29 protein-coding genes are annotated in these 26,971 nt (G+C 47.6%); 14 read left to right on the top strand and 15 right to left on the bottom strand.

Annotated elements, in window-relative coordinates; all coding sequences use genetic code 11:
- Nucleotides 1-135: 135 nt before the first annotated feature.
- The 3 genes from zigA (at nucleotide 136) to ACOMHB_RS17230 (ending at nucleotide 2,281) form a co-directional block, all read left to right on the top strand.
- Complete coding sequence (gene zigA / locus ACOMHB_RS17240; protein WP_448217542.1) at nucleotides 136-1,335, top strand: zinc metallochaperone GTPase ZigA; 1,200 nt, start codon at nucleotides 136-138, stop codon at nucleotides 1,333-1,335.
- Nucleotides 1,332-1,763, top strand: coding sequence for a TraR/DksA family transcriptional regulator (locus ACOMHB_RS17235; protein WP_448217541.1), 432 nt, complete (start codon nucleotides 1,332-1,334; stop codon nucleotides 1,761-1,763). The genes zigA and ACOMHB_RS17235 overlap by 4 nt, the downstream gene beginning before the upstream one ends.
- A 149-nt stretch (nucleotides 1,764-1,912) precedes the next feature.
- Nucleotides 1,913-2,281 carry a SpoIIAA family protein gene (locus ACOMHB_RS17230; protein ID WP_448217540.1) on the top strand — a complete coding sequence of 123 codons (369 nt, stop codon included), beginning with the start codon at nucleotides 1,913-1,915 and terminating at the stop codon, nucleotides 2,279-2,281.
- A 64-nt stretch (nucleotides 2,282-2,345) separates the two neighbouring features.
- Here the strand turns inward: ACOMHB_RS17230 and ACOMHB_RS17225 are convergent, their stop codons facing one another.
- Complete coding sequence (locus ACOMHB_RS17225) at nucleotides 2,346-2,729, bottom strand: antibiotic biosynthesis monooxygenase family protein (protein WP_448217539.1); 384 nt, start codon at nucleotides 2,727-2,729, stop codon at nucleotides 2,346-2,348.
- A 172-nt stretch (nucleotides 2,730-2,901) separates the two neighbouring features.
- The gene (locus ACOMHB_RS17220; protein ID WP_448217538.1) at nucleotides 2,902-5,076 is read right to left on the bottom strand and encodes a carboxy terminal-processing peptidase; all 2,175 of its coding nucleotides are present in this window, start codon (nucleotides 5,074-5,076) and stop codon (nucleotides 2,902-2,904) included.
- Nucleotides 5,077-5,540: 464 nt separating this feature from the next.
- On the opposite strand from ACOMHB_RS17220, the gene ACOMHB_RS17215 reads away from it, so the two are divergent.
- A complete protein-coding gene (locus ACOMHB_RS17215; RefSeq protein ID WP_448217537.1) occupies nucleotides 5,541-6,518 on the top strand; it encodes an NAD(P)H-quinone oxidoreductase in 978 nt (325 codons plus the stop codon).
- Between the two features lie 81 nt (nucleotides 6,519-6,599).
- On the opposite strand, the gene ACOMHB_RS17210 is transcribed toward ACOMHB_RS17215, so the two are convergent.
- From ACOMHB_RS17210 to minC, 4 genes are all read right to left on the bottom strand, one after another.
- A complete protein-coding gene (locus ACOMHB_RS17210) occupies nucleotides 6,600-6,776 on the bottom strand; it encodes a hypothetical protein (protein WP_422134341.1) in 177 nt (58 codons plus the stop codon).
- Between the two features lie 426 nt (nucleotides 6,777-7,202).
- Nucleotides 7,203-7,460, bottom strand: a complete 258-nt coding sequence (minE, locus tag ACOMHB_RS17205) for a cell division topological specificity factor MinE (protein ID WP_422134340.1) — start codon at nucleotides 7,458-7,460, stop codon at nucleotides 7,203-7,205.
- Complete coding sequence (gene minD / locus ACOMHB_RS17200; protein WP_317142193.1) at nucleotides 7,457-8,272, bottom strand: septum site-determining protein MinD; 816 nt, start codon at nucleotides 8,270-8,272, stop codon at nucleotides 7,457-7,459. The genes minE and minD overlap by 4 nt, the downstream gene beginning before the upstream one ends.
- A gap of 47 nt (nucleotides 8,273-8,319) precedes the next feature.
- A complete protein-coding gene (minC, locus tag ACOMHB_RS17195) occupies nucleotides 8,320-9,102 on the bottom strand; it encodes a septum site-determining protein MinC (protein ID WP_448217536.1) in 783 nt (260 codons plus the stop codon).
- Nucleotides 9,103-9,377: 275 nt separating this feature from the next.
- Between minC and lpxL the strand changes: the two genes are divergently transcribed.
- The 3 genes from lpxL to ACOMHB_RS17180 all read left to right on the top strand — a co-directional run bounded on the left by lpxL (nucleotide 9,378) and on the right by ACOMHB_RS17180 (nucleotide 10,954).
- Complete coding sequence (gene lpxL, locus ACOMHB_RS17190; protein WP_422134338.1) at nucleotides 9,378-10,325, top strand: LpxL/LpxP family Kdo(2)-lipid IV(A) lauroyl/palmitoleoyl acyltransferase; 948 nt, start codon at nucleotides 9,378-9,380, stop codon at nucleotides 10,323-10,325.
- A gap of 84 nt (nucleotides 10,326-10,409) precedes the next feature.
- Nucleotides 10,410-10,679, top strand: coding sequence for a CopG family ribbon-helix-helix protein (locus ACOMHB_RS17185; protein WP_422138372.1), 270 nt, complete (start codon nucleotides 10,410-10,412; stop codon nucleotides 10,677-10,679).
- Complete coding sequence (locus tag ACOMHB_RS17180; protein ID WP_448217535.1) at nucleotides 10,679-10,954, top strand: type II toxin-antitoxin system RelE/ParE family toxin; 276 nt, start codon at nucleotides 10,679-10,681, stop codon at nucleotides 10,952-10,954. Before ACOMHB_RS17185 ends, ACOMHB_RS17180 begins: the two co-directional genes overlap by 1 nt.
- A 98-nt stretch (nucleotides 10,955-11,052) precedes the next feature.
- Here the strand turns inward: ACOMHB_RS17180 and rapA are convergent, their stop codons facing one another.
- The 6 genes from rapA to ACOMHB_RS17150 all read right to left on the bottom strand — a co-directional run bounded on the left by rapA (nucleotide 11,053) and on the right by ACOMHB_RS17150 (nucleotide 18,938).
- Nucleotides 11,053-13,923 carry an RNA polymerase-associated protein RapA gene (gene rapA / locus ACOMHB_RS17175; protein WP_448217534.1) on the bottom strand — a complete coding sequence of 957 codons (2,871 nt, stop codon included), beginning with the start codon at nucleotides 13,921-13,923 and terminating at the stop codon, nucleotides 11,053-11,055.
- Nucleotides 13,924-14,293: 370 nt separating this feature from the next.
- Nucleotides 14,294-14,581, bottom strand: a complete 288-nt coding sequence (locus ACOMHB_RS17170; RefSeq protein WP_422134334.1) for a YebG family protein — start codon at nucleotides 14,579-14,581, stop codon at nucleotides 14,294-14,296.
- A gap of 154 nt (nucleotides 14,582-14,735) precedes the next feature.
- Entirely contained in the window at nucleotides 14,736-15,647 is a 912-nt protein-coding gene (rluB, locus tag ACOMHB_RS17165) for a 23S rRNA pseudouridine(2605) synthase RluB (protein ID WP_422138369.1), read from the bottom strand.
- Nucleotides 15,648-15,764: 117 nt separating this feature from the next.
- Entirely contained in the window at nucleotides 15,765-16,718 is a 954-nt protein-coding gene (gene scpB, locus ACOMHB_RS17160) for an SMC-Scp complex subunit ScpB (protein WP_448217533.1), read from the bottom strand.
- Nucleotides 16,718-17,581, bottom strand: coding sequence for a segregation and condensation protein A (locus ACOMHB_RS17155; RefSeq protein WP_422134331.1), 864 nt, complete (start codon nucleotides 17,579-17,581; stop codon nucleotides 16,718-16,720). The genes scpB and ACOMHB_RS17155 overlap by 1 nt, the downstream gene beginning before the upstream one ends.
- 142 nt (nucleotides 17,582-17,723) lie before the next feature.
- Entirely contained in the window at nucleotides 17,724-18,938 is a 1,215-nt protein-coding gene (locus ACOMHB_RS17150) for a tryptophan--tRNA ligase (RefSeq protein WP_448217532.1), read from the bottom strand.
- A gap of 405 nt (nucleotides 18,939-19,343) precedes the next feature.
- On the opposite strand from ACOMHB_RS17150, the gene ACOMHB_RS17145 reads away from it, so the two are divergent.
- Entirely contained in the window at nucleotides 19,344-20,861 is a 1,518-nt protein-coding gene (locus ACOMHB_RS17145; protein WP_448216038.1) for an IS1182 family transposase, read from the top strand.
- Between the two features lie 155 nt (nucleotides 20,862-21,016).
- Here ACOMHB_RS17145 and ACOMHB_RS17140 read toward each other — a convergent pair whose 3' ends face one another.
- The gene (locus ACOMHB_RS17140; protein ID WP_422137123.1) at nucleotides 21,017-21,640 is read right to left on the bottom strand and encodes an L-threonylcarbamoyladenylate synthase; all 624 of its coding nucleotides are present in this window, start codon (nucleotides 21,638-21,640) and stop codon (nucleotides 21,017-21,019) included.
- Nucleotides 21,641-22,387: 747 nt separating this feature from the next.
- On the opposite strand from ACOMHB_RS17140, the gene ACOMHB_RS17135 reads away from it, so the two are divergent.
- The 4 genes from ACOMHB_RS17135 to ACOMHB_RS17120 all read left to right on the top strand — a co-directional run bounded on the left by ACOMHB_RS17135 (nucleotide 22,388) and on the right by ACOMHB_RS17120 (nucleotide 24,522).
- Nucleotides 22,388-22,663 (top strand): type II toxin-antitoxin system RelE/ParE family toxin, encoded by a 276-nt coding sequence (locus ACOMHB_RS17135; RefSeq protein WP_448218649.1) that lies wholly within the window; start codon nucleotides 22,388-22,390, stop codon nucleotides 22,661-22,663.
- Nucleotides 22,660-22,959, top strand: coding sequence for a helix-turn-helix domain-containing protein (locus ACOMHB_RS17130; RefSeq protein ID WP_448217531.1), 300 nt, complete (start codon nucleotides 22,660-22,662; stop codon nucleotides 22,957-22,959). The genes ACOMHB_RS17135 and ACOMHB_RS17130 overlap by 4 nt, the downstream gene beginning before the upstream one ends.
- Nucleotides 22,960-23,138: 179 nt before the next feature.
- Nucleotides 23,139-23,342, top strand: coding sequence for a hypothetical protein (locus ACOMHB_RS17125; protein WP_448217530.1), 204 nt, complete (start codon nucleotides 23,139-23,141; stop codon nucleotides 23,340-23,342).
- A 205-nt stretch (nucleotides 23,343-23,547) separates the two neighbouring features.
- Nucleotides 23,548-24,522 (top strand): hypothetical protein, encoded by a 975-nt coding sequence (locus ACOMHB_RS17120; protein WP_448217529.1) that lies wholly within the window; start codon nucleotides 23,548-23,550, stop codon nucleotides 24,520-24,522.
- 583 nt (nucleotides 24,523-25,105) lie between these two features.
- Here the strand turns inward: ACOMHB_RS17120 and ACOMHB_RS17115 are convergent.
- The gene (locus ACOMHB_RS17115) at nucleotides 25,106-25,735 is read right to left on the bottom strand and encodes a GNAT family N-acetyltransferase (RefSeq protein ID WP_448217528.1); all 630 of its coding nucleotides are present in this window, start codon (nucleotides 25,733-25,735) and stop codon (nucleotides 25,106-25,108) included.
- Between the two features lie 52 nt (nucleotides 25,736-25,787).
- Complete coding sequence (locus ACOMHB_RS17110; protein WP_448217527.1) at nucleotides 25,788-26,045, bottom strand: hypothetical protein; 258 nt, start codon at nucleotides 26,043-26,045, stop codon at nucleotides 25,788-25,790.
- A gap of 546 nt (nucleotides 26,046-26,591) precedes the next feature.
- On the opposite strand from ACOMHB_RS17110, the gene ACOMHB_RS17105 reads away from it, so the two are divergent.
- The gene (locus ACOMHB_RS17105; protein ID WP_448217526.1) at nucleotides 26,592-26,807 is read left to right on the top strand and encodes a hypothetical protein; all 216 of its coding nucleotides are present in this window, start codon (nucleotides 26,592-26,594) and stop codon (nucleotides 26,805-26,807) included.
- Nucleotides 26,808-26,815: 8 nt separating this feature from the next.
- Nucleotides 26,816-26,944: a hypothetical protein gene (locus tag ACOMHB_RS17100; RefSeq protein WP_448217525.1), complete on the top strand. Its 129-nt coding sequence runs from the start codon at nucleotides 26,816-26,818 to the stop codon at nucleotides 26,942-26,944.
- The last annotated feature ends 27 nt before the right edge of the window (nucleotides 26,945-26,971 follow it).

The raw sequence follows: 26,971 nt of genomic DNA, 5'->3' as shown, positions 1-26,971 counted from the left end.
TTCCCGATCATCATGACCGGGCTCAGGTTAAAACAAGCATTCAGTGGTAGTTGACTAAATTTAAATAGTTATAATATAACATAACAATTCAGGGCGTACTCAACCGCATATTCACTTGGACCGGAACTATCCGTCATGACTCAACTACCCGTCACTGTGCTGTCAGGCTTTCTTGGCGCAGGAAAAACCACTGTACTGAGCCACATTCTTAACAACCGTCAAGGTAAAAAAGTGGCCGTTATCGTTAACGATATGAGTGAAATCAATATCGATGCAGCACAGGTAAAAAACGAAGTCTCACTGAGTCACCAGGAGGAGAAGCTGGTGGAGATGAGTAATGGCTGTATTTGTTGTACCTTGCGCGAAGATCTGTTGCTGGAGATCAACAAACTGGCACAGGAGGAACGTTTTGATTACCTGGTGATTGAGTCCACCGGCATTTCCGAGCCTTTACCCGTCGCTGAAACCTTTACCTTTGCTGATGAAAAGGGTGAATCACTGTCTGATGTCGCCACGCTGGATACAATGATCACTGTGGTAGATGCGGTGAACTTCCTCAAGGATTATGACGAGGCGAAATACCTTCAGGAAACCGGGGAGTCTTTAGGTGAAGAGGATGAACGCAGTGTCGCTGATTTATTGGTAGATCAGGTTGAGTTCGCCGATATACTACTAATCAGCAAAACCGATTTGATAGAACAACCCGAACTGGAACGTTTGACCGCGATTCTGAAAACGCTTAATACCAATGCCCGAATCATTCCCATTGCTCATGGTCAGGTAAATGTTGACGAAGTATTAAACACTGGGCTGTTTGACTTTGAGCGCGCACAATCAGCGCCAGGCTGGCTTAAGGAAATGCGCGGGGAACATGTGCCGGAAACCGAAGAATACGGCATTGGAAGTTTTAGTTACACCGCCCGCCGACCCTTTCATCCAGAAAAGTTTTACCAGTTTCTCCACTCGGCGAGAGACTATGGAAAACTGATTCGATCCAAAGGCTACTTTTGGTTGGCCTCCCGTCCGGAATTTGCAGGCCAATGGAGTCAGGCTGGCGGTATTGCACGTTATGGTTTCGCAGGGATGTTTTGGAAAGCTGTCCCGAAAGAGAACTGGCCTACCGATGAAGATTACCTCGCCTCCATCAAGAGTAACTGGGTAGAACCTTTCGGCGATATGCGTCAGGAGCTTGTTTTCATTGGTCAGGGTTTGGATCAACAGGCCATCACTAAAGCCCTCGACTATTGCCTGTTAACAGAAGACGAGGTTCTCAAAGGTAAAGAGTACTGGGCAAGTTTGAGTGATCCTTTTCCTGGTTGGGGAGAAAGTCAATGAAGACAACATCACTGGGACAAGGCACGTTGACTGAAGATCAGATCAAACAGGCTGCAGAGTCTGACTACATGAATACTGAGCAACTGGATTTCTTCAAGCACCAACTATTGCTGCTTCACAACTCGACAGAAGCTCGAATTCAAGAGGCCAAAAGTCAAATGGCCAGCCCACCGGAATTGAACGATGACAGTGATAGAGCATCCTGGGAAGAAGAGTGCAGTACTTCGTTGCGGATTTTAGATCGAGAACAAAAATTGCTCTCCAAGATCAGACAGTCACTGGAGCGTATACGATCAGGTACCTATGGTTACTGTCTTGAATCGGACGAGCCCATAGGCATCCCCCGCCTTCTGGCAAGACCCACAGCCGAATACTGCGCTGAAGTGAAAGCCCGGATGGAATACAGGGAGCAGTCATACCGGGACTGAAGGTGTCAGTCATTGAAATAAGCTGCCGTAAAGATTCCACAAGAACGTTGATTTCATGCCATCCGGACATGGATTGGAGAAGACGGTGATCCGACCTATAGTGATTGCAGTACAATTCTATTTCATTCATGCGGAGGCTGGGATCGAATATGCTTTCTATTGAAATGGGCAGGAAAGACGGCATTGCTCTTCTGGAACCTCATGGACCTCTTTCAAAAGAGGATTTTGTTTCTGCCGCTCGACAAATTGATCCTTTGATTGAAGAGAGAGGAGGGCTGGCCGGGTTGATTATCCATACCGATCATTTTCCCGGCTGGGAATCCTTTGGTGCACTGGTCAGCCACATCCGGTTTGTGAAAAATCATCACAAACATCTGAGAAAAATTGCCATTGTGACGGATGCAAAAGAGGTGGGGGCAAGGGAAAAAATGGCCAGCCACTTTATTGCCGCAAAAATCAGGCACTTCAAATACGAGCAGCTGGAGGCGGCAAAGCTCTGGATTCAGGAAGAGGATTGAGGCGCAATTGAGCAAATCGATTTGTGCGAACATTACACTTCAGAGGTGTCCGGGCATTTGATTTTTAGCCATGGTATTTGTGAAGGACTTCAACAATTTCCACCTGGTAATCATGGTACCAGAGTGCTTTGCCTTTTTTTTGGGCTGTCAGGTGTTCGGGGTTGTTCTTCCAGGCATGGATGCTGTTTTTGTCTGGCCAGTATGAGATAGCCAGCTCCTGATCGCCTTCAGTACTGGCTATAAACTCAATACAACCGTATTCATCCAGGGCCAGCTCACGCATGCGCTGGGCCAGTTCAAGGTACTCTTGATCCAGTTTTTTGACTGTTGCTCTGAAAATGACAGCGTACATGGTTGTTCCCTGATTGGAGTTTTTAAAAGTCTCCTGCAGAGACTGGGCGTTATTAACAGAGAGCACAGCAGAAGAGGCCAGGCATTCAGTATTCACTAGACATTGCAACAAATCCCGGAATAACTTCCTGTTTAGGGCGCTTCTATTTTATTAAGCGACATTGTACCAGTGTTTTTTATCGGAAGGTAGATATTAGTAGCTGTCCTGAGATTCAGGAGGCTGAACTCTTGAGGCTGGCAGGGCCTGACAATCAGGCCCTGAGAGGTTATTAACGGTTGGCTGTTTTTTGTTTTGTCTGAATTTGAACCAGATCCACCAGAACCATTCCGGCTTCCTTGATAAAGGCGTCTGTTTCTTTCTTTTTGTTTTTGGTTTCTGAAGAAGACTCTTCCTGCTCGGCTGCTTCCAGTTCATCCAGATTATTCAACAGGGGTTCCCCTTTGGCTTTTCTTAGCCTGTTCTCAATGGCCAGCCTCTGGCTACGCATGGTCTGGATTTCGTGCTTGCGCTTTGCTTCGTTCAGCGACACTTTTTCCTGATTTTCGTAGCGGGACAGGTACTCCTTCATTTCGTTCAGATAGACGAAATCCGGGTCCTCATCTGTTCGCTTGCGGTGCTTATCATCGAGAGGTTGCAGATAAGGTTTCATATCTGAATACTTTCTGTAAGGGATTGGCTTGATGGTGTCCCAGGGCAGGGCGTCAGGCAGTTTGCTTTCGCCGATATCACGTCCGTCATACAGTGACGGAAAGGCAATGTCGGGCAACACACCCTGGTTCTGGGTACTTTCACCGGAAATACGGTAGAACTTGGCGAGGGTCAGTTTCAGCTGTCCATGGTTAAGCGGCTGAATGCTTTGCACGGTACCCTTTCCGTAAGTCTGACCGCCAATCACCAGTGCCCGTCCATAGTCTTGCATGGCACCGGCAAAGATTTCCGAAGCAGAAGCACTCAGGCGGTCAACCACAACGGCCATGGGGCCATTGTAGACCTGAGTCGGGTCCGGGTCCTGCTGACGCTCGGTGCGACCTCTGCTGTCCCTTACCAGAACTGTCGGGCCCTGATCAATAAACAGGCCTGTTAGCTCATTGGCTTCCTGCAAAGAGCCACCACCATTGCCACGAAGGTCTATGATCAGGCCGTCCAGGTTTTCTTTCTTGAGCTTTTCAAGCAGCTTGCGCACGTCGCGCGTCGTGCTCTTGTAGTTGGGATCACCGGACTGAGCCGCTTTAAAGTCTATGTAAAAGGTAGGAATTTCGATAACCCCTATACGCTTGTTTTTATTATTCTGTTTAAATTCCAGAATGTGACTTTTCGCGTCTTGTTCTTCCAGCTTGACCTTGTCACGAACAATTTCGTAAATACGGGTGTTGCTGCTTTTGCTGGACCCCGGAATGACCTCCAGTCTGACCAGGGTTTTCTTTTTACCACGGATCAGTTTAACCACATCATCCAGACGCATTCCTACGACATCTTCCAGGGCGCCTTTCTGGCCCTGGCCTACGCTGATGATTTTATCGCCGGGCTTCAGCTTGCCTGCTTTATCGGCAGGACCACCGGGAACTATGCTGACCACTTTTGTGTATTCATCCTCGGCAGACAGTACTGCACCAATACCTTCCAGAGAAAGGCTCATATTAATGTCGAAGTTCTCGGCAGTCTGAGGCGAAAAATACTGGGTATGGGGATCGAAAATCCCGGTGAAAGAATTAATGTAGGTCTGGAAAACGTCTTCACTTTTACTCTGATGCAATCGGCGTAAGAGGTTGGTGTTACGTCGTTTCAGTTGATCTGCAATTTCTTCATCGGTTTTGTTGTTCAGCTTTAAGGTCAGTACGCTGTCCTTGAACTGCTTTTTCCAGAGGTCACGCTGGGCCTTTTTATTGGCCAGCCAGGGCTGCTCCTTGCGGTCAACAATCAGGTCTTCGTTCTTTTTCAGGTTCAATTTGTCGACTCCCTGCTTGACCTGAGCCAACATGTAGCGGGCACGTTCTTCTGCCCTGACTGTGTAGCGATTGAATATTTCAAAAGCAGGTTTCAGGTCGCCGCTCTTGAGTGAGCTGTCGAGCTTTTCTTTGTAGGGGGCAAACTGATCAATATCGCTTTGCAGGAAGAAGCTGCGGTTGGGGTCCAGACGATCGAGATAGCGCTGAAATACTTTTTCACCACTCTCTTTGTCCAGCTCAATTTTACGGTAATGGTTACGTGAAAGCAGTTGCACCACATTAACACTGGCAATGGCCTGCTGCAGGCTGGGCTTAAGTTCTTCAACCGGGCGCTCAAGATTCTGGTCAGCGGCAAAAACCGAGCTGGTGGTTAAACAGAGCGCGGTGAACAGGGCAAAAAAAACCGATGGTATTTTCCTGGCGTTTAGCAGGGTCGGTATCATGGATTGTGAAGCTCCGTGTCGTTTTTCGATATCGGGTGTGCCGCCTCGGCTCATGAAGGATTACGTCCTTATTACAGAGTGCCTAAGACGACGTTCATCGACTATAGGACACTCCATCCCACTGTGCCTGAAACACTTGTACCAAAATATTCAGAACGTTCGTTACAGCCTATTTTGCACCGGAAATAGTCCAGAGCCTGTCAAAGCTTTGTTACCGGGTGATACTGCGTTTGGCGCATTTGGCACTGCTGGCTCCCAGACAGTTGGTCCATAGACTCATCCCAAAGCATTGGTTGACCTCTATTTTTAAGTTACCAGTGCTTTGGGGGCTTTCTCAATCAGTTTTCTTTTGTGATTGTGAATATCCCCTGAGACATAATACAGTCTATAACTGAATGCAGCCAGTCAGTGGACTGTCAGAGTCGCTTCAGGTTGGTAAACCCTCATTCAATGAAGCTCGATAATGGAGGTATTTTCATGATACCTGTATCGGCTTGATCAACGAGGATTGAGTAAAGATGCAAGAGAGCAAAAACTTTCACGGACTTATGGCTATTGACAAGGCGTTGCAATGGCGATCTTTTCCCGATAAGCCTCCGGGTAAAGATCAGGTAAAAGTTCGCGTAGTGGCCGCAGGTCTTAACCGTGCCGACCTGTCGCAACAGGCCGGAACTTACAATCCACCAGAAGGTGTAACGCCCGTTATGGGACTGGAATGCTCCGGGATTATTGAGACGGTTGGAGCCAATGTCAGCCAGTGGTTGCCGGGTCAGCAGGTGTGTGCGTTGTTGCCGGGTGGAGGACTGGCGACCAGCGTAGTGTGTGATCAGCGGCTGTTGCTGCCGGTTCCCGGGTCACTGAGCCTCGTTCAGGCAGGTGGCATTGTTGAGGTTTACACAACCGCCTGGCTAAACCTGTTTCATCGTGGCAAGGTCAAAGCCGGAGACAAGGTTCTGCTGATGGCGGGTGCCAGCGGTGTGGGTACTGCAGTTCTTCAATTATGCGACCATTTGGGCATTGATGTAACGGTAGTGGTCGGCAGTGATGAGAAGCTGCAATTCTGCAGAGAGCTGGGAGCAAAAAATGGCCTGAACAGACATCGGCAGGATTGGCAAGTTCTTAATGCCTTTGGCCCCTTTGATATGGTGTTGGATTGCTGTGCCGGAGACTGGCTGGAAAGATACCTGCCTTTAATGAATAACGGCGGAAGAATTGTCACTATAGGTTTAATGGCAGGCCGAAAAGCACAATTGGATATGGGGCTGTTGTTAATGAAAAGAATTCAGGTGATGGGATCAACCCTGCGCTTTCTGCCAATTACCGAAAAAGAAAGGTTGTTAACCGAATTAGTGGAAAAGGTTTGGCCTTTATTTGCTCTGGGCCAATTAAAACCGATTATTGATACAGTTCTTCCCATAGAACAATATCAGAAAGCGTATGATTTAATGGCATCCAATAAAACAACAGGCAAGGTGATTCTTTCCTTGCCTGCGTAATGATTTTGAGTCGCTTTAAAACAGTCATAAAGGCCTATGATTATTCTGCTTTGGGCTTTGGAAGGCGCTCGGCAGAATGTATCAGTTATACCCGAGCTCAAAGCATTCGTTGCCTTCAGGCTTGCTGGCTGGCAGCTGGCTGCTGTTTTTCATCAAAGGCTTCAGGTTTTTTGGGTAGGCAGTTGCATTGTATGCGCGAACCTGTGGGCGAATAGTGGTTTTCCGACTTTTAAATGGCGCAGAGTAGTGATGTTTCATAGTCTTTCCTGACCGTGCTGGCTTTTGCATGGATACCATTTAAGAATAACAGCAACTCAATCATTCGGTTAGTCTGAATTTGTACTTAAGTGAGAGTTTCAATTGCAGTTTGCAACGCTGTGTTATTAAAACGTTGCAAACTGTTGGAGGCGTCAAATTCTGGTGAGTTATACCAATCGTGCTTTCTAACTCCTGTGATGAGCATGGAGATTTGAGCCTTAAGACAAGGAGGTGTGAGGAGTCATAGCCTTAGCTGTGGCGACGATCGCCAACGCAGGATTAAGGCTCAAATCTTCAGCGCAATGGGGAGTTAGAAAGTTTGATTGGTATTAAACAGCTGTTTGATTCAACGCTGGAAAGATACTGGCATAGAAGTAATCTATGCCAGTACTGTATGTGCGCAAAGATAGGTGGTGGCTCTGACTGTCAGGAGCTTTCAGGAAGCTGAACGTTGACTTCCAGGGTGGAGCAGTCACCATCTTTGTCCAGTCGGACGGAGATGGTGTTTTCAGCTACCTGAAAATACTTTTCTACGACTTTCAGTATGTCCTGTCTCATAGCCGGAAGAAAATCGTGGCCAGAACGGTTCAGTCTTTCGTGAGCAACCAGTATCTGAAGACGTTCTTTGGCCACTGATGCACTGCCTTCGGATTTGCTGGATTTAAAAAATTGCAGCAGACTCATGCACGACTCCCAAAAACTTTCTGGAGAAAGCCTTTTTTCGGAGGTTCAATAAACCGGTGGGGTAATTCAGCGCCCAGAAAACGAGCGACCATATCATTGTATGCCTGGCCGGCATCGGTGGTCTGCTGATGAATAACCGGAACACCGTGATTTGATGCCTTCAGTACATCTTTGGATTCAGGAACAACGGCCAGCAAAGGGATGGCAAGGATTTCCTGAACGTCTTCAACATTAAGCATATCGCCCATTTCTACCCTCGTCGGGTTATAACGGGTCAGCAACAGATGCTCTTTAACAGGATCAAGCTTTTTTTCAGCTCGCCGGGATTTGCTTTGCAAAATACCCAGAATCCGGTCTGAATCCCTGACGGAAGAAACCTCGGGGTTCGTCGTTATGATAGCTTCGTCTGCGAAGTACAAGGCCATGAGCGCACCATGCTCAATGCCGGCAGGTGAGTCGCAGATAATGTATTCAAAATCTTTTGCCAGCTCGTCAAAAATTGCTTCAAGGCCTTCGAGAGTCAGTGCTTCTTTATCCCGGGTCTGTGATGCCGGTAATACGCTCAGATTTTCAGTGTGCTTGTCTTTAATCAGCGCCTGATGAAGAGCTGCTTCGCCATTAATAACGTTCACAAGATCATAAACGACTCTGCGCTCACATCCCATGATAAGATCGAGATTTCGCAGCCCGACATCGAAATCAATCACGACGGTTCTGTGTCCTTTCATGGCCAGACCCGTGGCAAATGAAGCGCTGGTTGTGGTTTTACCAACACCGCCTTTTCCTGACGTTACAACAATTATGCGTGCCAAGTTCAAATCCTGTGAATAGTAAGTGGTGGTCAATGTTCAAGTATTTATTAAAGCCTGCTGATGTGCAAGTGATCCTTAGTAAGCCTTATTAAGACAGACTTACCCCAGTGGCGGCTCCAGGATGATTCTTCCGTCTGATCGGTGAGCTTGTACTGACCGCTGATGGAAATCAGTTCGGCTTCGAATCGATGGCAGAAAATTCTTGCCTCAGGATTGCCATTAACCCCGGCAAGCGCCTTGCCTCTTAAAAGTCCGTAGACGTGTATGTGCCCGCCAGCCAGTAATTCTGCACCCGGACTGACCTGTGATAGTACAACCAGGTCGCCCGGGGCATAGACTTGCTGACCAGAGCGAACAGGTTGATCGATAATTTTTGTTTCTGAGTCTGAGGTGGCTGAGGTTTCTTCTTTTTGCTCAAAGCGAGCTGGCTCATGACGTTCGACCGGCATCGGTTGACCGTTCTGTTGCATCATGACCACATTTTTCTCTGACTTTGTCTTCTGAAAGGGTAGCCAGGCTATGCCTGCACGCTCCGCCGTATATCTGAACTGCTCGCTGCCACGGACGGCTACCAGAATCATACCGGACTCCCTTAGTCGCCCGGCAATAGCCCTCAGATCAGAGGCATCAATGGTTGCTGGTAACTTCTCCAGGGCCAGTACCACCGGTGTCTCCTGAAAGAAGTGGGGGGCTTTTTCCGACATCGCCTGCAACTGCCTGCTAAAGCTGATCAGACAGCTGTTGTGCAATTCAAGCGTAGTCAGCGTATAAATGCCGCCTTTGAGCTGGAATGCGGCTTTTGATGGCTTTGAGGTCAGAGTTGAATTCATGGCGGCCATGTTATTTACGGAAGTTAGGTCAGCAATGTTCTTGCTGTATCTGACGGATAATAGGAAAAAGTTACAATGCCTTTCATTTTCTGGCCTATCGCTCCGCATTGCTTGTCAGGCTACGATCAAAAGCAATATTTCTCAAGTCATTTTACAAGCTAGCCCCTGAGAAACATGACCTCGGTCCCGGCAGCTGAGATAATAGTGCCGGACAAGGGCAGGCTGATGCTTCGCTGATTATGCAAGTTTATTGAAACAGGGTTTCTGGTGAATAGATGAAGTCGGATGAATTAAGTAATACTACGGAAGCCGATCGCTTTCAGTGGTCCTACCTGAAACCAAAGTTCTGGCCAGTATGGCTGGGACTGGGGTTCACCGCTCTGGTGGCATTGCTTCCTTATTCTGTCATGGTGCTCCTCGGGCGTCTGGTAGGTCGTCTTTTATTGCGTTTTGGTGGTAGCAGGGTGCGTATTACCCGGGTCAATCTGGAAAAGTGTTTTCCCCACATAAGTGAGGCGGAAAGGGACGCCCTGTTGCAGAAAAACTTTGAGTCGGTTGGCATCGGTCTGATGGAAGTCATCATGGCCTGGTGGTGGCCAAGAAAGCGACTTGAACGACTGGTGACCTATAAAGGTCTTGAAAATCTCAATTCAGAGACTGGCCAGGGTAACCTTTTGTTGATTCTGCATTTTACAACCATAGAAATATCGGGCGCTCTGATTACGCTAAGGCACAGTGTCGACGCGACCTATCGTGAACACAAGAATCCTGTTTTTGAATACATGCAGAGAAGGCAACGTCTGCGTTATGACCGGGGGAGTCGTCTGTTAGGCCGAAGGGATGTAAGGGGTATGCTGAGATCCCTGAGACAGGGAAAAACCGTCTGGTACTCTCCCGATCAGGATTATGGTCCCAAGCAAAGTGTTTTTGCTCCTTTCTTTGGTGTTCAGACCGCATCGGTGACTGGCACTTCCAGAATGACCAAAATGGGTAAGGCCAGAGTGGTGCCCATGGTGGTCACCCGAAAACCGGGTTCCGAGGGGTATGTTCTTGAGGTGTTTGAGGCCTGGAAAGACTTCCCCCGGGGCGATGATCTTCAGGATGCGATCCGGGTCAATCAATTTGTAGAAGAGCAGGTAAAGAAAAACCCGGATCAGTATATGTGGTTGCATCGCCGATTCAAGACCCGGCCTGAGGGTGAGGTGGGTTTTTATAAAAAGTAATTGCTATGATCTGATGGCTTCTGGGTCTGAAACCATTTTTGACTTAATCATAATTAATAATATTTAATTAAAAGTGAGGTTGTCATGGCTCAAACAGACACGAAGGTACTAACTGCCCATGTGCCAATACCTTTGGCTGAAAAAGTGGAACTGCTCGCACAGAGACTTGAGCGATCACGTGGGTGGATCATCAAGCAAGCTCTTTCCGCCTGGATTGACCAGCAAGAAGAGCGTGACAGGCTAACCCGGGAAGCGCTGTCAGACGTAGACGCAAATGCTGTTATTGATCATCAGGCTGTGCAAGAGTGGGCAGAAAGTCTTGGGACTGATAACCCCTTGCCGGTTCCACCCTAGTGGAAATTAAGTGGACGAGCAAAGCCCTTTCTGATTTGTCGTGGCTGTATGATTTTTTAGCTCTGGTAAATAATCAGGCTGCGGCTAAAATGGTTCAGTCTTTGACATCCTGTCCAGACAGTCTGCTGGAAACCCCAAGGCTTGGTGAACGGCTTGAAACTTTTGGGCCTAGAAAAGTCAGAAAGATACTTATAGGGCAATATGAAATACGCTATGAAATCCAGAACTCAACCATTTATATTTTGAGGCTCTGGCATACTCGTGAAGATCGATAGAAGCAGTAACCTGTTGTTACCTTATAAACAGGACAAAAAAGACACAACAACCAATGGCACTGAACACGAAAAAAATCGCGCCAGTGCCCTATGCGTTGTTAACCGGCGATCATCAATCGCAAACCATCCAGCCTGAGCATCGCTTTCTGAAGACATTGATGACCCAGGGCGGCACGCAGTTTGAGGTGTTCAATCTCTTCATCACGTACGTTCGGGTTCACTGCTTTCAGGGCAGCCAGCCGCTTGATCTCTTCCGTAACATGGCTCAGCAGGTTTTTGCAGGCTTCGGTCACAATGGGGTTAACCTGTTCCTTCGCCGCTTGCTCTGCTCTGGCCAGCATGGTCAGAATTGGCTCCCGTTGCGCTTTCACCAGTTTCTTCGCCATACCTTTTTTGATGGGCTGAAGTTGGGCGTTCAGGGTGTCGAAGGCCACTTTTTCCGAGAGGTTGTTCATGCCGGGATCGATCAGGCAGCGAATCGGTGTCGCAGGCAGGTATCGATCCAGCTGCAGTTTTTTCTCTCCTGAAGCTCCGACGACATAGATTGCTTCCAGCAGCATGGTGCCCGGTTTCAGAGCTTTGTTTTTCAACAGAGCCACCGAGGTATTGCCCATCTCACTGGTGAGAAGCATGTCCATGCTTTCACGAACCATGGGGTGCTCCCAGGTGAGGAAGTGCATGTCTTCCCGGGAAAGGGCCATATCCCGATCAAAGGTGACGGTAATACCGTCAGCCGGAAGGCCCGGGAAGGAGGTCACCATATGGCTGCCCGGACGCACAACAAGACAATGTTTGGAATGATCTTCTGACTCGACGCCAAATCCTTCAAACAGCTTTTCCATATAGCGCTTGAGCTGCCTGGGTTCTTCCTGTGCTTCGATGTCGTTAATCAGATCTTCACTGGAGAGGGTGCCACGGGAGTTGATTTCCAGCAGGCGATCCCGACCATTGTGAAGGTGTTTATTCATTTTTGCATTGAGATCTGCGGTTTCTTCGATCAATGGTTGAATGTCTGCCAGTGTCGTTTTCTTTTCAGGCGCCAGTGCTTCAGTGAATGCTTCACCCAACTTTTCAAAGACCATGCTGCCAGACGGGCAAGTATCGGCGAAGGCATTGAGGCCCTGATCATACCAGTGAAACATTAATTCCTGTCCGGTGCCCTCTATAAAGGGAACATGGATTTTGATGGTCTCAGTCTGGCCAATGCGATCGAGCCGTCCAATACGCTGTTCCAGCAGATCCGGGTGAGCAGGCAGATCAAAGAGCACCAGGTGGTGGGCAAACTGGAAATTGCGACCTTCACTGCCAATTTCGGAGCAGACCAGAACCTGGGCACCGTATTCCTCATCAGCAAACCATGCAGCCGCTCGATCCCGCTCTACGATAGTCATGTTCTCGTGGAACACTGCCGTGGGTATACCAGACACAATTCTGAGAGCGTCCTCGAGATCCAGAGCGGTATTGGCATTGGCACAGATCACCAGCACTTTCTGTTTTTTAAGCAGCTTCAGCAGGTTAATCAGCCAGTCGATGCGTGGGTCTACCTTCCACCAGGGGTCCATATCATCAACACAGATATGGGATTGGTAAGCCAGTTCGGGGTAGAGCGAACCACGGGCTTCGGTTTCTTCTTCCTGGGCAATCTGATAAAGCTCGGGCAGCTTCTGGGCGTACCCCTGAACAACACGGCCGGGGAATCCTCCCACCGCTGCACGGGTATTTCTGAACAGAACCCGGCCAGTACCATGGCGGTCCAGGAGGGTTTTTAGTAGCTGTTCGCGGGCCGTTTCTTTTTGTTCAGAAGAGCCATTATTGATCAGGTCGATCAGAGGCTGACAATCGTGACCCAGGAAACCGGTCAGGTGCTGACAGGCGACTTCCGGCAGGTGGTTATTTTCCAGCAGCTCTTGAACCGCTTCGGCCACAGGCTCATAGTTTTTTTCCTCTTCCTGATAGGTCACCAGATCGTGGAAACGATCAGGGTCCAGCAGACGGAGCCGGGCAAAGTGACTTTCGGGTCCCATCTGTTCAGGTGTTGCTGTCAACAGCAGCAGGCCGGGAATTTGTGACGACAATGTTTCCACAACCTGATATTCACGGCTGGGGTTTTCTTCTGACCAGACCAGATGGTGAGCTTCGTCGACGATCAATAGATCCCAGTCGACCTCAAGAGCTTGCTGAAAACGATGTTCGGACTGGCTCAGGAAGTCCAGGCTGCAGAGAATCAGTTGCCCCGTGTTGAACGGGTTTTCATCTTCAGTCGCACGGCAACGCTCTTCATCAAACAGTCCGAAGTGCAGATTGAAACGACGCAGCATTTCAACCAGCCACTGATGCTGAAGTGTTTCCGGTACCAGAATCAATACCCGACTGGCTCGTTCAGTGATCAGTTGCTGATGCAGGATGAGACCGGCTTCAATGGTTTTACCCATGCCGACTTCGTCAGCCAGCATCACTCTGGGAGCATGACGTCCAGACACTTCACGCGCTATATGCAGCTGATGAGGTATCAGGCTGGTACGGGCACCGAGCAGCCCTCTCACAGGAGAGCTTAGTAGTCGACAATTGTTCAACAGAGTTTTGTATCGCAGGGAAAAGTTGCTGTTTTGGTCTATTTGACCCGCCAGCATTCTGTCCTGCGGTTTGTTGAAATGAATAAAGTTGCCCAGTTCCGATTCGGGAAGCTCTTTGGGCTTTCCGTCGGGAAGAACGCCTCTATACAGTAGCAGACCATTCTCTTCGATGACTTCTGTCACCGTCATGGTCCAGCCCTCGTGACTTTCTATCTTGTCACCAGGATTAAATTGTACCCTTGATAGCGGGCAGTTATTAATGGAGTAGAGCCGGGTTTCACCGGTGGTGGGGAACAATAGGGTTACCATGCGACTATCGAAAGTCAGAACGGTACCCAGCCCTTGTTCAGTTTCGGTGTCACTGATCCAGCGCTGTCCAGGAACGAAGCTCGTCATGTCGTGACTACATACCTTGCCAGACAAAAAGGCCGATATATTAGCGGAATTCGCTGTATTAGCAACCAGTACAAGTGCTACTTGGCGGGTTGCTTCACTAGTGTCTTGGTCTGATTATGGGAAAAATGACCTTTAGAACCGCTGTTTTTGGTAAAAAAAAGGGTTTCTCTATGAGGAATGAAAGAAAGACTTTTTTTCACAAAGAGCTATTTTAAAGCTGAACCTGAAGTGAGTCAGAGGGAAATGGATGATTGTTTTTACCCATGCTCTTTATTCCTGATTCGTTCTAAATGGGAGGGGATAAAAAAGGGTTTGTGGCAGAGCGGATCAGGGCTTTCCGCTCTTGGTTATCGGATATTGGCAGGCCAGCTCAGGCCGAAGTCTGATCCTCATTTGGGTCATTGTCTTGCTCAGCAGTCTGGCCTATCTCGAGCACCAGGTCCGGTTTGCCTTTAAAGGCTTTGGCGAAGGCTTCCTTGTTTTTGGCGAACATCAGGCCGATCTCTTCTGCCAGTTGCTCATCAATTTCAAAGTGATCTTCCAGCAGGCTGGTGATATTCCCGGCCAGTTCCAACATGCGATCGTATTCTTCAGCGGCTTTTTTATCTGTAAACATGCTTCCGTCCCGGTCAACTCGCCACATGGGGGTAATAGACATGGGCCTCTCCTGTCAGGTGTGGTTTAGATTAACTGTATATAAGTACAGTTAATCTGTCCAGTGAGAACCCGGTCAGGGCCAGCATGGAAACTCATTAAAGCATATTCAGGGTATCACCAAGAGCTCCAACTCGATGGCTGGAGCTCAGATAACATCAGCGATGCCTGTTCTTTTTGAAAGCACCAGGCTTTTTGTGAGGCGAGGGCCGCTTCTTGTTGATAGCAGGTTTACCACGGGTGCCTCTGGTTTTCAGGCCGGTTTTGGTGTGTCTCGGATCGACTCTGCGAGTTGGTGTGTTGGGTGCGGGTGATAGCTGAACGGCTGCCGCCAGTTCGTCGATGTCAGTTTTTTCTACTTCTTCCCATTGACCCATGCGCAGGTGGTCAGGAATGATGACATTGGCAAAACGAACTCGTTTCAAGCGGCTTACTGTCAAATCCTGTGATTCCCAGAGTCTGCGCACTTCACGGTTACGGCCTTCCAGAAGGCAGACATGAAACCAGCGGTTGATACCCGAACCGCCTGAGTCAACAATATCGGTGAAACGGGCAGGGCCATCTTCCAGCTCGACGCCATCGAAGAGGTTTTTAACTTTCTGCTCTGTTGTATTACCCATCACTCGAACAGCGTATTCACGTTCAACCTGGTAAGAAGGGTGCATCAAGCGACTGGCCAACTCACCATCGGTGGTGAACAGCATCAGTCCGGAAGTATTGATATCCAGACGGCCAATGGCAATCCAGCGTTCGCCCTGAAGTCTGGGCAGTTTGTCAAAAACGGTCGGGCGGCCTTCCGGGTCGTGGCGGCTGCAAATCTCGCCTTCCGGCTTGTTGTAGGCGATGACACGACGGATTCCGGAAGCATAGGTTTCCAGTTTGACCGGGCGGCCGTCGACAGCAATCTTGTCTTCAGCTGAGGCTCGGTCGCCGAGGCTGGCCTGTTCTCCGTTGACGGAGATTCGACCTTCGCTGATCCAGCGTTCCATCTCACGGCGCGAGCCCAGGCCGGCGCCCGCCAGGATTTTTTGCAATTTCTCACCCTGGGGAGGAGTGGTTTCAGTTGTCATGGTATTTACGGCTATGCCGCTCTGTTTCTCAATCAAAGGGGCCAAAGTATAGCGATTCAGGATAGGTTAAGACAGCGTGGATTTCCGTGGCTGTTCCATCGGGTCATCAGGCATTGCTCAGGGGTTAGTTATTTCGTTTGATATTTCCACGGGTGTTTCTACTTCGGAAGCAGGCTCTTCTTCAAAGGATGGATTTGTCGCCTGGTGTGCGACTTGATCCTCTTCAGCGAAAAGTCCTACCGACGAATCTGATATATGGGTGTCCTGTTCAGCCTCCTGTTCAGCCTCCTGTTCAGCCTCCTGTTCAGCCTCCTGCTCAACCAAAGGTTGTTCAGGTTTTGGTTCATCAATGTTCTTTTTACGGATCAGATCGTCAAAGTTATCTGGCAGATCAGCTTCCAGTTCATCCAGTTCGGCAAATAGCTCATCAGAGGATTGCTCTTCCACCTCAGTGTCCTCCTGAACTTCAGCGTCCTCTGCCACTGGTCTGCTCTGATCGTTAGCTTCTGCCAGTTCCCGGGCTGCTTCTTCCAGATTACGAATCTCGGACAGGGGGGGCAGTTCATTGAGATTTTCCAGATTAAAATAATCCAGAAATTGGCGGGTAGTGGCAAACATGGCCGGACGCCCCGGGACATCCCGGTGACCTACCACCCGAACCCATTCGCGGTCCTGAAGGGTTCGTATAATGTTGCTGCTGACGGCCACCCCGCGAATGTCTTCGATTTCCCCCCGGGTGATGGGCTGCCGGTAGGCGATCAGGGCCAGGGTTTCCAGCAGTGCCCGTGTGTAGCGCTGTGGTTTTTCTTCCCAGAGTCTGCCAACCCAGGGTGACAATTCCTGTCTGACCTGGAAGCGGTATCCCGATGCCACTTTTTTGAGTTCAAAGCCCCGTCCTTCACAGGCTTCAGAGATAGCTACCAGAGCCCCACGAATCTGGTTGTCATCCGGGCGCTCTTCCTCAGAGTAAAGGTCTTCGGGGAACAGTGCGGCCAGCTTTTCTTCAGTCAGGGGTTTCTGGCTGGCCAGCAGAGCTCCTTCCAGGATACGTTGCAGTTGTTCTGCTTCCATCAGTCAATCCGTGCCTTTACGTGAATGGGGCCAAAAGGTTCATTCTGAATGAGTTCGATCAGGGATTCCTTGATCAGTTCCATCACCGCCATAAAAGTAACGACAACGCCGAGTTTGCCTTCCTCAAGCCGGAACAGGGCAACAAAGGGAGTGAAACGCTCAGAGGTCAGCATGGAGAGAACTTCACTCATCCGTTCACGGGTGGACAGGGCTTCCTGTTCAACCTGGTGACTGACGTACATTTCTGAGCGGCGGAGTATTTCTCCCATGGCCAGCATGATCTCTTTGAGATCCACTGTCGGATGGGGGCGTTCCTTTTCCAGGTCGGGTGGGGCCGCACTGGCTTCGTGCAGATCCCGGGTCATTCTTGGCATTTGATCAATATCTTCTGCGGCTTTCTTGAAGCGCTCATATTCCTGCAGTCGACGAATCAGCTCGGCACGAGGATCTTCTTCCTCGTCTTCGTCCTCAGAGACCCGGGGCAGCAGCATTCGTGATTTGATTTCGGCCAGTGTCGCGGCCATGACAAGGTATTCAGCTGCCAGCTCAAATTGTCCTGATTCCATCAATTCTACATACTGCATGTATTGCTCTGTAATGACTGCCACCTGAATGTTCAGGATGTCCATGTTGTTACGCTTGATCAGGTAGAGCAGCAGGTCAAGAGGCCCCTCAAAGGCTTCCAGAAAAACTTGCAGGGCATCCGGTGGGATGTAAAGGTCGTCAGGCAACTTGGCCATGGGCTGACCCATAACCCGTATCTGGTGTTCAATGAGTTCAGGCTCAGAGTCCGATTGAGCTGGCGTTGTCAGCTCTTCAGGGGGTTGTTCTCCGGGCTCAGCCACGGTTTCCGTGGAGGTCATTGATGCTTCACCCTGTTTCGAATCCTCTAACTGAAAAAAAGCAGTTTGACCGACAAACGGTAAAACTGCTTTTTATGACGATCAGACTCGAAGAACCTGACCTGTAGTTTGTAATAGCTGATACTTCACTGAAACACAGTGTTCAACGATAGTCCAGTCCTATGGCTTCCCGAACCTCCCTGAGGGTGTCCTGGGCTTCGTCCCGGGTCTTTTCGGTCCCTTCGGCGATGATACTTTTTACGACATCGGGATTGTTTTCCAGTTCCCTGGCTTCTGAACGAATAGGCTCCAGTTCAGCCTGTACCGCTTCGATCAGGGGCTTTTTGCAGTCAAGGCAGCCGATACCTGCTGAGCGACAGCCTTCCTGAACCCAGTCTCTGCGTTGTTGATCTGAATAGACCTGATGCAGTTGCCAGACCGGACACTTTTCCGGCTCGCCCGGATCATTCCTGCGAATGCGAGCCGGGTCTGTGGGCATCTTTTTCAGTTTTGACGCTACGCTGTCCTGGTCTTCCCTGAGGCCGATGGTATTGCCGCAGGACTTGGACATTTTCTGACCATCCAGACCCGGCATGCGGGGCTGTTCAGTCAGCAAAGCCTGAGGTTCCGGCAAGATAACCTTACCTGTCCCTTCCAGATAGCCAAACAGTCTTTCCTGGTCGCCCAGGGTGATATTGCTCTGTTCTTTGAGCAGCGCCTTGGCCGTGGCAAGAGCTTCGTCATCCCCGTGTTCAAGGTAGGCGCGACGGAGCTTGCGGTAGAGGTTGGCAGTTTTTCTGCCCATTTTGCCGATAGCGGCCTCGGCATTATCCTCAAAGCCGGGCTCCCGACCATAAAGGTGGTTAAAGCGTCTGGCGATTTCCCGGGTAATCTCCACGTGGGCTTCCTGGTCAGCACCGACAGGAACCAGACCTGCACGGTAGGCAAGGATATCGGCGCTTTGCAGGAGTGGATAGCCAAGAAAGCCGAAGGTAGAGAGATCCCTTTCCTTCAGTTTTTCCTGCTGATCCTTGTAGCTGGGCACTCTTTCCAGCCAAGAGAGCGGGGTAATCATGGAGAGCAGCAGATTCAGTTCTGCATGCTCCGGAACTCTGGATTGTATGAACAGGGTGGCCGAACCGGGATTGATGCCAGTCGCCAGCCAGTCAATGACCATGTCCCAGACTGAATCTTCGAGTTTTTCCGGCTCTTCATAGTGAGTGGTCAGCGCGTGCCAGTCAGCTACGAAGAAAAAACATTCATACTCATGTTGCAGCCGAAGCCAGTTTTTTAATACCCCATGATAATGGCCAAGATGTAATCGGCCAGTAGGTCGCATGCCAGATAGAACACGCGACTGTGAGTCTACAGCGCTCAAGAGGCTCTCCCGTTAGAATCCTGAGTGAACAGGGTACGACAGTTTGCACGACGGTAAAAGCGTGTTTTTGCCAGCAGTGAATAAATCAGCCATGGTGACTGAAACAAATTTTTGTCGCCCCCGAAGATGAAAAATGTTTCACAGTAAAAAAAATCTGTCATGAAGTCGGATTTCTCTAGCAGCCTGTCGGACTTAAGCGTCCGTAGCGAGGATTGCAAGAAATTGAGGATAAAAATCTCTGTTTCTGAGGAGAATAGCGAGCTATTTGACGAAGAAACAGGGGTTTTTAGACCAATTTATTGCAACCGCAGTAGGACAGTCTTAAGTCCGACAGGCTGCTAGGAGCCTGACCGAGAATAGGCTTATCTGTTATGATAAGCCTTAAACCAACTCCGATGATGCCAGATGTCACCACCACCAAAATTCAAGGACAGCCCTGTTGAGTTTGACCAGCATCTGCTGTTCCCAACCAACATTTTCGACCTGCTTCCCAAAGACCATGATTGTTTCGTTTATGAAAGCATTTTTCAGAACATCGATACGTCTGAGGTTGAAAAAAAATATCACCACCTTGGTCAGCACGCTTACCCTCCAAAGCTCATTGTCGCTATTCTGATCTACGCCTATAGCCATGGTGTTTTCAGCTCCCGTCAGATTGAGCGACGGTGTCGACAAGATCTGGCGTTCATGTATATCTCACAAATGAACTGCCCAAATTTCAGGGTTCTGGGAGATTTTCGTAAGGAAAATCTGTCGTTTTTTCATGACTGCTTCAAACAGTCCGTCAAACTGGCCATGGAGCTCAAAATGGCATCACTGGGCCATATCAGCCTGGATGGCTCCAAGTTCAAAGCCAACAGCTCAAAGCACAAGGCCATGACCTACGGAAGGCTCAAGGCTAAAGAGGCAGAACTCAGTGCAGAAGTGGATGAGCTGATCAAAAAAGCCAGTCAGTGCGACCAGGAAGAAGACGACGCCTACAAAGCAAGCAACGGCTACAGCATTCCTGAAGACCTCCAGTTTAAAGAGGAGCGTCTGAAAAAAATCAAAGCGGCCAAAGAAGCCCTTGAAGAACGCGAAAAAGCCCTGAACCCTGATGAGCCTATTGACGACAAAAGGCAGATAAGCTTTGCAGACCATGATGCCCGGATCATGAGCAAGAAAAGTTACTGTGAGTACAGCTACAATGCTCAAATCACCGTAGATGCTGATAATCAGATCATCGTCGGCCAGCACATCAGCCAGCAAGCCAATGATGTTCAGGAGGCAGAGCCTGCTTTGGAAGCACTGTCTGAGACAACCGATGGTGCTGTAGTGGATAAGGTGAGCATGGATAATGGTTATTTCTCAGGGCCAAACCTGCATGTGCTGGATAAGCATGAAATAGATGGCTACATAGCCACCGACAGAAAAGAGAAGCCAGCAGATACCCAGCTTAAGGACTCTGAGCGTAAGTTTGTCAAAGCAGATTTTGACTACGATGCAGAAATGGATGTGTTTATCTGTCCGGCTGGGGAGAAGCTGATAACTAACCCAGACAGCAAGGCCAAGAGGCAGAGTTACCGGGCGAACAAGGACGCATGCAGGAAGTGTGTTTACCGTTCACAATGCAGTGGCTCAAAAAAGGATGCTGGCAGGGTCATCCGCACAGACAAGTTTGAGCCCGCGCGGCAACGTATGAACAAGAAAATGGAGACAGCCAGTGCGAAAGCAATCTATGAGCGTCGTAAGGTCATTGCAGAGCCACCGTTTGGTCATATAAAAAACTCAGGGTTCAGGAGTTTTAGCCTTCGTGGTAAAGAGAAGGTAGAAGCAGAGTTCTCACTGGTATGCACGGCACACAATTTCAAAAAATTTGTGAAGGCCGCTTCAACGGGATCAATCCGTCTTGAGAATTTAAAAGGGGTTAAAAAAGCGGCATAAAGGCTGTGAAAAGGCCTAAATTTGCAAAAATGAGCAAAATTACACCAAAAATTGGATGTTTTTTGCTCATCCTGAAATTTTAGAGAGCCTCTGGGGATCTAGTTACGCCATTCTCGGTCAGGCTCCTAGCAACAGATTAGTGCATTGGATCGGATTCAGTTGAGAAACGGTTCCGGATTGCCTTTACCTTTCCGTAGGACTTCAGGCGTTTCTGCCAGCAAACTGATCACGGTGGTTGGTTCCATACCTCGATAACCTCCATCAATGACCAGGTCCAGCTGGTTTTCAAGTGTTTCACGAATGTCGTATGGGTCCAGCATGGGTTCATTGTCACCTGGCAACTGCAGAGTACTGCTCATTAAGGGCGCGTCCAGTTCATTGAGCAGGGCGCTTACAATACTGCACTCTGGTACTCGTAAACCCAGGGTTTTTCTCTTGGGATGCATCAGGCGGCGAGGCACTTCACGGGTGCCTTTGAGAATGAAAGTGTAAGGGCCGGGTGTATGATGTTTCAGTAGACGGTATTGAACATTGTCGACCTGAGCGTAGGTGGCCAGTTCAGAGAGATCTCTGCACACCAGTGTGAAGTTATGCTTTTCGTCCAATCGACGAATCTGGCGAATGCGCTCAACCGCTTTCTTGTCACCGATCAGGCAGCCCAGGGCATAGGCTGAGTCAGTAGGGTAGGCAATCACCCCTCCAGCCCTCAGAATTTCTGCGGCCTGGCGAATCAGACGAAGCTGTGGCGTCTCGGGGTGGATCTGGAAAAACTGACTCATGGCTGTTGTATACATGGAACCTGCACCTATTGAACCGTCTTTTGGACACTGTGTTCAAAGGGATGTCGACAGGTTGCCATTCTCTTGCAGTAAAATTGGAGTGCGCATCATACCACCGAAGCAAGCCGGTGCAACGTTTGCGTTCAATTCGGGACGATACCAAGGGCTTTGGTTTAGTGATAAGGTTTCACGATCCTCAGTAAGCTGCGCAAGGGTTATGAGGAAGAAAAGTATAGATTTATGGGTATAAAATGATTTTTGTTTTCAGAAGAGTAGTAATAAGTACTTTCAGTATTAATGAGCTTTTTATCAAAATCGGTGTTTTTAAAAGAGTATGCAGAATCTTTTCTGCGGTCAGTGATGCGAAACTGGTGACGCCCTTTGTTTAATAGTTGCAACTCGTAAATAACGCCTTCCTTGCTATCAAATATTAAATCGGTATGTCTTTTTTTATTGCCCGGAAAAGTTTGTTTAACAGGAATGCTTTTTTCAGCAAGATATTTTTCAGCAAAATCAAAAAATTGCCAGTGTCTCTCATCCGTTCAACAATGCTACCAACAATAAATGTCTGTCTATCTTTAACGGGTGCGTACTGGGTTATTTTCGCAAGCATGAAGTCAAAAGAGGGCTTGCACATATCGTTTTGCAAAAAATGAGTCATTATGGCCGTTTGCGTTTTTTGATCCCAGAAGACTTCAGTATGACAATCATTATACGTTTTACAGCAAGAAGGTAGGGGAAGAGACCCTGAGCTTCCCCGAGGGAATCTTGGCTAACTTCATCCATCTAGCTGAAATGATTGAAGAATTTGGCCCTGCTTTGGGCAAGCCATATACAGCTCCAATGTGCGATGGTCTCTTCGAGATCAGAGCAAAAGGCAAAGAAGGCATAGGTCGTTCTCTGTTTTGTCAGGTCAAGGGGCAAGAGGTCGTCATCCTCAACTCCTTCATCAAGAAAACACAGAAAACGCCTAAAAAAGAGCTGGATCTTGCCAAAAAGCGGATGAAGGAGGTCAAAAAATGACAAGACCAACATTTTCTGATTTCAAGAAAAAAGCTCTTAAAAATCCAAAAGTGAGGGCAGAGTACGAAGAGCTTGAGCTTGCTTATGAATTACGTAAGCAGCTTATTGCCCTTCGTAAAGAAGCAGGCTTAACCCAGGAAGAACTGGCTGAAATTCTGCATACGCAAAAAAGTAATATTTCACGTTTGGAGAATGTAAATTCTAAAACATCTCCAAAGTTGTCAACTATCGAAGATTATGCAAAGGCGATTGGGTATAAAGTAAAAATCAGTTTTGTGCCACAAGCTGCAACATAACAATGGTTCCAGTTCTTTCCGAGGCTGCGCTACTCAACCAGACGCCGCCGTCGGTGGTGAGAATGAACCAGACATTATGTTACCAGTCGACGAGGATGTCCCGTAGGCACTATGTTAGGTGTCTTTGTGCCAGTCTCTGCTATGCTGTTCTTCTTTGACATTTTATCAAGGAGTAACCCATGAGTGCGAAACCCAAACCCGAACCTCAGTCGACAGAGATTAATCATATCCGTAACACCCTGACTGACGTAGTTGACGGCTTTGGTCAAACCCGTGGTGAAATGCATCAAAGGTTCGATCAGCAGGACAAGGAAATTGCTGCATTAAGAGCAGACAATGTAGAAATAAAGGAAATGCTCAAAGCCTTAATCTCACGTCAATAACCATGCCACCTACCAATAAAATCCAGTGGATTGCCTGTCGGCAACCACTGATTTAAAGGGTTATGCGGCTATACTCAGCTCGGCAAGTCAATCCTGTTTATTTTTCATTGCTTGTTTGTAGTTGGTCAGGGCATTTATTATGAAAACTCCTTGTCTCTGTGTTTTATTACGAATTGTAATTATTAGTTCATAGGCAGTCACCTCATTGCTTGCTGATGAGTCTTACCAATCTGTTAATACTACCAAAGATGGAGTTATAAAATGTCCATCTAACATTTCATTTAGTTTTCAAGACACTGCTAATGTTTTTTTTGATTGTAAAGATCTAACGTGGTATCCCATTAATAATGTTTGTCAAGATGCTACATGTTTTGTTCCACGCACACAGACAATATGTGACATAAGTGTTTATGAATCTGAAATAGATACGAATTGCCCGTCTGATTGTGAAGATGATTGTAAATGTAAAATTGATCATCCTCCTGGATCTGACTATTTTCTGCCTACGGATCCATGCATTCCTTACGTCAATGACAAAAATTGCCCTGTATCTTTTTTATACATTAGACATGAAAAATTGACTTGGACGTCTTGTCATGAGGGTAATGCGGTTGGCACTTTTACTAACCCAAAGAATAAAGAAGTTTGTGTTGTTGCTGTTGGCTCTTGGGGAATCAGCGGTTCGTTTTTGTGCCCATCTTGGGGTGTAGGCAGCGATTATTGTTTTTATGGTAGGGACGATGATGGGTTTCTTGAAATCTGTGTAACAAGCAATTCTCGGCCATTGTTACCTAATGACGGATCATGTGCCATTCCGCACTTTAAATACAAAGGGTTATTGTGGGACTTTTGTACAAAAGGCGATGGTGCTGGACAATGCACAAATATTTTTCTAGATATACCAGAAAAATGCACTGTCAAAATAAGCTCTGTTTGCGAAACTGGTGCTGAAAGTTGCGGGATAATTAACTGTGGAAAGAGTGCTTGTGTCGCCAGCTGGAATATGCCTTATAAACCGCAGTTTTACGACTTTCCGGAAGGGTGTATGGGCAAATCTATTAATTTTCCCTCTGATAATAACAAAATCATTATTCCTGCTGTAGTTGGAAGTGTCGCTTTTGTTGGAACGGCTTCAGTCATCGGAGCAGCCTGCTATTTTTATCACCGATATAAACGATAAGGTTATCAGTCTGTTCATTGATCAGATCAAACAGGGGCAATGCTGCATCACAAATACTCCCGGTTCTTTCGTTTCGCTCACCAAACTCCGTTCACCCTGAGTGCCCTTCGACTCCGCTCAGGATGCACGGTCGAAGGAGAGTGGGGGCATTCTATTGCTTTCTGAATATTTGAAGGACAGTAAACAGTGAATATTGATTTTTTTTAATTTCTCTATCAGATATGATTTTAAATTCAGTGAATGAATGGTCTTCATCAGTTTAGGGCTCAATCAGTAGCTAGCTATGGCGGAGTTGATATTAAATATTGCAATCTTCTAAAACATTAATAACTCTTGAGTTGAAACAAGTGGGTGTCTCTACCTCTTTTAGTTTTAACTGCACAGAAGTCAGCTTTGAGATTTTTTTAATTTTCTGAGGGATATGGCCTGGTTGATAAAGTATTAGTAAAATATTGAGCATCCATGCTAGGTAACCTCTTCCTGAACTGAATATTATGGCAGACAATATTAGAAATAGTTCATAACACATATGTTACTCTTTCTTACTTTTTCATAAGTACCGAATTATGTGGCTTTTGTGGGATTAAAAAGAAGAAACATGAAAATAGCCTTTTTCCTCGGTTTGTATAAGCTTGAATTTTGAGAGTACTGGGCTGAAGTGTGTTTTGATATCGTTATATCTTGGATGAGAATACTCTAATTCAGAATTATTAGTTTCAATCATTCCAATTTTTTTGATATAAAACTGTCTCGCACTGCCCTCAGGGTTAAGTTTAACAGTTGTAATATTTCTTTTAATTGCAACATCAATGGCGCAGCGCATAAGAAATTGACCAGCTCCACGACCTTTATATTCATCCTGAGTAGCCAGCATTTTCACAAACAAAGATTTTTTGTTATCTTGCATAGATATAAAAGCTATAAGATTAGAAGTTTGAGAATCTAATAACTCAATAATGACCAAATTGCATGCCCTATCAGAAAGCCTTGTGTTAGAAAGTTTTTCAAATTCTTCTTTCATCTCTTCTATTGGGTCAATGGGAGTAATTTCTTTTAGAGAAGAAAAATACATTGGTAAATATGGGAGGTCTGAGCAATTACATATCACTTTAACCTTGAAGCCCATAAAAGCTGAAGCTTCTTTTAAAGTAGGAGAAATACTAATCTTAGGCTTATTCTGAACGCTTGCTGAATCTATCATTCCATGAATCATAGGAAGACTCCTTTTTAAATACAGAAATTGGACATTCCTAAACCTTGATAGTTCAATTTTGCTGTAGTGTGTTTCCGAGAGTGCCACATAACCCAGGGATAGAACTCACACGGACATACAGGTTCCGGTAATTCTTGACCAGCGCCATGAAATTGAGTTGCGCGTTGGGGTATTCTGAAACAGATGGCCTGCACGTGTCTTCACTGAGTGCCGAAACAATCTGTATCACGGCCAGGAAAAAAGCAACAAAAATACCCAGCCCATAATAATAGTTGGCCGTTTTTTTAAGGGGCGTTGACGGTGTGCTCATGGTTAACCTATTGCATTATAACCAGGCGCTAGCTTACCGAAAAACACCGAACCGTTCATCCGCACAACCACCCGCCCTCCAGCGGTTGCAAAAGATAGTCTTCGGTCGTGTACCCGCCACTGTCCAGGGGATGGCTGACCTTGTTCAGTATCGATACGGGTTCGACGAGCTCCGGCCACTAATGAAGCGTTGCCCGGCAGGCCAATAAAGATTATTCAGCCCTTAGTCACTCAAATATATGGATTTTCCCCGAAAATGGAGCACTCGGCTACCAGGGCCAAGTTCTGATGGCAGACTGACTTTTCCGATGTTTTACTTTTGCAGTAGCCTGTGGAATGTGTGAATGAGTTAAAAAAATGTTAATTGCAGTTAAGAAAATTTGAACTTTTATTACTATGCAGGTTCTAAGTCACATGGTGAAATGTTGATTCTTTTGACAATCGATAGTAGTTGGTGACTTTGGAGAAATTTCATTATATCCAGCTTTGCAGGTATAACAGCCAGGAAACAAGTGTATCAGAGGCTGTCAATGTTTTAGGAAAAACAATGCTTCCAGTGACAGTATCCAGTGTTGCTCACAAATCCTGGATCAACTCAGCCAGCCTTGGCCCTGATGGCCGCCATATGATCACCGCCAGTGACGATGGAACGGCGAAAATCCACGGTGTGAAGGCCGACCAATCATGGGCGCAAGAAGCCATCATTGTTCATGATGATGTTGTCAACTCAGCCAGCTTCAGCCCTGATGGCAGCTATGTATAACTGCCAGTATGGATCATACGGCGAAAATCTATGGCCAGAAGGATGATGAATTATGGGTAGAAGAATTCGTCATTACCCATGGTGATGGTGTCAACTCGGCCAGCTTCAGCCCCAATGGCTGCCATCTAGGAGCCTGACCGAGAATAGGCTTATCTGTTATGATA

The sequence above is a fragment of the Endozoicomonas sp. 2B-B genome (assembly GCF_053470045.1).
Note: the sequence above shows the minus strand (reverse complement) of the source record. Positions and strands in the feature narration are given on the sequence as shown.